Origin of the sequence: Myceligenerans salitolerans (assembly GCF_017349295.1) — a bacterium.
Classification (GTDB): domain Bacteria; phylum Actinomycetota; class Actinomycetes; order Actinomycetales; family Cellulomonadaceae; genus Myceligenerans; species Myceligenerans salitolerans.
Map to the genome: position 1 here is coordinate 46,515 of NZ_JAFMPK010000039.1, position 5,319 is coordinate 51,833.

Consider the following 5,319-nt stretch of genomic DNA (forward strand, 5'->3'; position numbering starts at 1 on the left):
CGCGCGGCGGTACCGGGTCCGGCCACCACGGTCAGAGACCGCGCGCCGGCCCGCCGTCGAGATGCGGGTGGACGTGGTTCTCGTAGCGGGACAGGACCGTGGCGGCCGTCGCCTCCGGCGGGGCCGACCAGATCTCCTCGTTGAAGATCTCCGTCTCGACGTAGCCCGTGTACCCGGCGTCGCACACCCATCCGGAGACGGTCGCGAAGTCGATGTACCCGTCGCCCACGTGCCCACGTGAGTTCAGCGGCTCGGCCGCGAGCGGCAGTATCCAGTCGCACACCTGGTACGACGCGATCCGCCGGGCGCGACCCGCGCGTTCGATCTGCTCGCGCAGCGCCGGGTCCCACCACACGTGGTAGGTGTCGACGACGACGCCCACCTCCTCCGGGGCGAACGGCTCGGCGAGATCCAGCGCCTGCCCGAGCGTGGAGATCACGGCCCGGTCCGCCGCGAAGAGGGGGTGGAGCGGTTCGAGCACGATCCGCACCCCGTGGTCACGGGCGATCGGCACGAGGTCCGCGAGCCGGTCGGCGACGCGCGCGCGAGCAGCGACCAGGTCGCGGTCCGCGGGCTCCGCGTCCCGTCGTGGCCCTGCCCCCGGCGCCGACATGGCGGGAAGCCCGCCGACGACGAAGATCAGCTCCGGTGCCCCGATCGTCGCCGCCTCCTCGAAGGCCCGCGCGTTCTCGTCCAGCGCGGCGGCGATCCCGCCGTCGTCCCGTGCGGTGAGGAAGCCACCCCGGCACAGCGACGACGCCACGAGCCCCGCGTCGGCGATGATCCTCGCGGCTCCGGCCGCGCCCACCTCCTGCACGCGGTCGCGCCACGGGCCGACGGCACCGAAACCCGTCGCCGCCGCGACCTCGCACGCCTCGGCGAGCGTGGCGTGCTTGACGGTCGCGGTGTTCAGCGAGGCCCGGCGCAGGTCCGTCGGGACCATGGACGACGGCGTGGCGGGCGCGGACCCGTCCGTGGCGGGTCCGGCCGCCGCGGGCCCGTGCGCGGTGCTGTCGCCCGCGGTGCTGTCGGCACTCATGCGTCCACCCCGTTCACCGTGAGGAAAGCGGTCATCCGTCGCGCGGCAAGCTCGGGGTCGAGCACCATGCCGCAGCCGTCCGCGAGCCGGAACAGCTCCACCAGGTGTGCCACGGAGCGCCCCGAGTGCAGGCCGCCCACCAGTGAGAACGCCGGCTGGAAGCCGTTCAGCCAGGACAGGAACGCGATCCCCGTCTTGTAGTAGTACGTGGGCGCCTCGAAGATCTTGCGGCCGAGCGCCTCGGTCGCGGCGAGGATCTCGTGCCCGCGCCGTGCGGCACCCGCCTCGCCCGCCGCTTCGGCGTCGAACGCCTGCAGGGCTGTGGACGCCGCGGGATAGATCGCCGCGAAGATGCCGAGCAGCGCGTCGGAGTGGCCTTCTTCGTCGCCGGCGATGAGCTCCGGGTAGTTGAAGTCGTCGCCGGTGTAGAGGCGCGGGCGCGCGAGACGGCCGGCTGGGTCCAGGCGGCTCGCGTCGTCGCCGTCCGCGACGCCGAACCCGGCCGGCATGACCACCGGCTCCAGCGCGGCGAGGGCCCGACGTAGGCCGACCTCGTGCTCCGCGTCGAGCAGCGAGACCTTCACGCCGTCGATCTTCGCCTGATGCGCCCGGATGACGTCGAGAAAGACGTTCGTGGCGTCGGCGACCGACGTCGAACCCCAGTAGCCCTCGAGCGCGGGATCGAACATCGTGCCGAGCCAGTGCAGCACGACGGGCTGATCCGCCTCGGCGAGGACGGCGTCGTACACCCGCGCGTAGTCCTCCGGCCCGCGGGCGACGCGGGCGAGTGCGCGGGATGCCATCACGATGACCTGCGCTCCGGCGTCCTGCACCACGTGCACCTGCTCGCGGTAGGCGTCGACGACGGCGGCCAGCCCGGCCTCTCCGGGCTGGAGGGCCGCGACGGTCTCGGGCCGGAGCTGATCGGTTCCCGCGCCGCACGCGACGCGGGCGGGGTGCCCGGCGGCCGACGTCGTGCGGAACGCCGCGGCGTCGGCCGCCGAACGGCGTACCAGTTCCTGTGTCGCTGCCCAGTCCAGGCCCATGCCGCGCTGCGCGGTGTCCATCGCGTCGGCCACGCCGAGGCCGTACGACCAGATGCGATGCCGGTAGGCGAGGGTGCTGTCCCAGTCGACCGACGCCGGCTCACCGGGCACGTTCGCCGCGCCGGCGTGGGGCACGACGTGCGCGGCAGCGAACGCGACGCGGCTGGTCAAAGGGGCGCCGGGCGTCGTCCAGGGGCCGGGGGCGCCGAGGGCGAAGGTCTCCGTGCCCGACGGCGCCCCGGCATCGTCGAAGACGGGAAGCGTGATCTTGGTGGCGCTCACAGGAGTCCTTTCCACAGGTGGCCGAGGGTGCGGGCGCGGTCGGTCCGGCGTCGGGCGGTCGGTCCGACGTCGGTGCGGTCGGTCCCTCGGGGGACCGACCGCTCGACATCCGGCCGACCGCATCGCCCGCGCGCGTGCGACGTCACAGCACGATCTCCGGGATCTCGATGCGGCGGCCCTCGGCCGACGACTTCAGGCCCAGCTCCGCGAGCTGCACGCCGCGCGCCGCGGACAGGAGGTCGAAGCGGTGCGGCCGCCCGGCGACGGCGTCGCGCAGGAACTCCTCCCACTGCGCCTTGAAGCCGTTGTCGAGCTCGGCGTTGGCGGGCACCTCCATCCACTGGTCGCGGAACGACTCGGTGATCGGCAGGTCCGGGTTCCACACCGGCTTGGGCGTGTGGGCGCGCTGCTGGGCGACGCATTTGTTCAGCCCGGCGACGGCGGAGCCGTGCGTGCCGTCGATCTGGAACTCGACCAGCTCGTCGCGGTAGACGCGCACGGCCCAGGAGGAGTTGATCTGGGCGATCACGTCGTCGCCGTCCGGCGTCTCCAGCTCGAAGATGCCGTAGGCGGCGTCGTCGGCGGTGGCGGTGTACTCCTTGCCCTGCTCGTCCCAGCGGGTGGGGATGTGCGTGGCGGTTCTGGAGGTGACGGACCTGACCTGGCCGACGATGCCCTCCATGACGTAGTTCCAGTGGCAGTACATGTCCGTGGTCATGGAGCCGCCGTCCTCGCGGCGGTAGTTCCACGACGGCCGCTGTGCCGCCTGGATGTCGCCCTCGAAGACCCAGTAGCCGAACTCCCCGCGCATCGACAGGATGCGGCCGAAGAAGCCCTCGTCCACCAGGCGGCGGAGCTTGACGAGGCCGGGGAGGTAGAGCTTGTCGTGGACGACGCCGACGGTGACACCGGTCTGCTCGCGCAGACGGGCCAGCTCGATCGCCTCCTCCAGCGTCTCGGCGGTGGGCTTCTCGGTGAAGACGTGCTTGCCCTGCTGCATCGCCGCGGTCAGGGTCGCCGGGCGGAGATTGGTCATCGCGGCGTCGAACACCACGTCCGCGTCGCCGATGGCCCCGTCGAGGTCGGTGGTCCAGTGCGCGACGTCGTGCTTCGTGGCCAGTTCCTTGAGCTTCTCGGGGTTGCGGCCCACCAGCACGGGCTCGACCTGGACCCGTGAGCCGTCGGCGAGGGTGACGCCGCCCTGATCACGAATCGGCAGGATCGAGCGCAGCAGGTGCTGGCGGTAGCCCATGCGGCCGGTCACGCCGTTCATGGCGATGCGGAGGGTGCGGGTCATAGGGACTCCTTCGTCGTGCTCACCGGGACGGGCCCCGGACGCTTACTGTGGAATGCGCTTTCCTCAGCGTAGCGCAAGGAGTCGCCGGTGTGGGACGCGGAGTTTCTCGCCCGTCGGCGGGTCAGGGACCGGGGCGGTCAGGGACCGGGGGTCGAGGCGCGCAGGATGACCTCGCCGCGGACGGTGATCGAGCCGGGTGCGGTGGCCTCCAGGCCTTCGGTCGCCGCGGTGCCGGCTTCGGTGGCTCCGGTGCCGGTCTCGGTGGCTCCGGTGCCGGCTTCGCTCGCTTCGGTGCCGGTCGCGGGCGTCGGCTCCAGCCCGGTCGGCTCGCCGAGTGCCAGGTGGGTGGCGGCCTCGCCGATCCGCTCCAGCGCGATGTGCACGGTGGTCAGCGCCGGGGTGACGTCGCGCAGCGTGGGAATGTCGTCGAAGCCGGCCACGGCGACGTCGTCGGGCACGCCCAGGCCCGCGTCGCGCACGGCGGCCATCGCGCCCACGGCCATCACGTCGTTGACGGCGAAGACCAGTTCGGGAAGTCCTGGGCCGCCGCCCGTGGCGGGCTGGTCGCGCATGGCGGGCTCGCCGCCCACGGTTCGGCCCCCGGCGTCGGCGGCACGTGCGCCACCTCGACCGGCCTTGTCCGACCCGGGGTCGAGGAGCGTGCCATCGGCTTCACCCCGCCCGGACCGGGCGATCAGGTGCGCCATCGCGGCGTATCCGCCGTCACGGGTGAACTCTCCGGCCACGACGTCGTCGTCGCGCACGGTACTGCCCAGTGACGCGAGTGCGTCGCGGAAACCCGCCGTCCGGTCGGCGGCCGTGCGCAGGCCGGGCGGGCCGGAGAGGACGCCGAACCGGCGATACCCGAGCCCGTGCAGCTCTCGGGCGAGTGCGGCCGCACCGCCCGCGTTGTCGATCTCCACGACCGGGAGGGACCCGATCGCCTGCCCGATCGTGGCGACCCCGCCGCCCGACTCCCGGAACGCCGTCAGGGCGCTCGCGAGATCCTCCGAGCTCGCCACGGTCGCCCCCGGTCCGGAGGTCTCCCCGGACGACTCGGCGTCCTCGACCGTGGGGGCGGCGCCGTCGGGCACCGTACGGCTTCCCGCGAGGATGACCGCGCGTCCCCGCTGGCGGCGCACCAGTTCGACGAACGCCCGCTCACGGTCCGGACGCAGCTCGGTCGACGCGAGCGTGACGATCAGCCCCTGGTTCTCGGCGGCGCGGGTGACTCCGGAAGCGATCGCGGAGAAGTAGGGGTCGGCGATGTCGTGCACCACGAGTCCGAGCGCGGCGGTCCGGCCGCGTGCCATGGCCTGCGCGCTCGGGTCGGGGACGTAGCCCAGCCGTTGGGCGGCCGCCAGGACACGGTCGCGGAGTTCCGGGCGAACGGTTCGGGTGGCGCTCCCGTTGATCGCGCGGGAGGCGGTCGCCAGCGACACGCCCGCTTCACGGGCGACGCGGCTGAGCGTGACAGGGCCGTCGGACATGGGCTCATCCTGCCGCAAAGTGAACGCCGGTGATCGCGGACGTGCCGTCCCTGTGCCGAGCCGCGCCTGGCCGCGCCGAGCCGCGCCTCGCCGAGCCGCGCCTGGCCCCGACGAGCCCGACCGAGGGGCGGAGGGGCGGGCGGCGGGCGATGTGGTCGGTCGGAT

Annotated in this window: 4 protein-coding genes; all 4 read right to left on the reverse strand. The window is 73.4% G+C overall.

The window, feature by feature from the left end; translation table 11 throughout:
• Positions 1–31 precede the first annotated feature (31 nt).
• The 4 genes from J0911_RS09795 to J0911_RS09810 all read right to left on the reverse strand — a co-directional run bounded on the left by J0911_RS09795 (position 32) and on the right by J0911_RS09810 (position 5,154).
• Entirely contained in the window at positions 32–943 is a 912-nt protein-coding gene (locus tag J0911_RS09795; RefSeq protein ID WP_207275304.1) for a sugar phosphate isomerase/epimerase family protein, read from the reverse strand.
• A gap of 92 nt (positions 944–1,035) precedes the next feature.
• Positions 1,036–2,367 carry a dihydrodipicolinate synthase family protein gene (locus J0911_RS09800; protein WP_207275286.1) on the reverse strand — a complete coding sequence of 444 codons (1,332 nt, stop codon included), beginning with the start codon at positions 2,365–2,367 and terminating at the stop codon, positions 1,036–1,038.
• A gap of 142 nt (positions 2,368–2,509) precedes the next feature.
• Positions 2,510–3,664 (reverse strand): Gfo/Idh/MocA family protein, encoded by a 1,155-nt coding sequence (locus tag J0911_RS09805; protein ID WP_207275287.1) that lies wholly within the window; start codon positions 3,662–3,664, stop codon positions 2,510–2,512.
• Between the two features lie 137 nt (positions 3,665–3,801).
• Entirely contained in the window at positions 3,802–5,154 is a 1,353-nt protein-coding gene (locus J0911_RS09810) for a LacI family DNA-binding transcriptional regulator (RefSeq protein ID WP_207275288.1), read from the reverse strand.
• Positions 5,155–5,319: the final 165 nt, after the last annotated feature.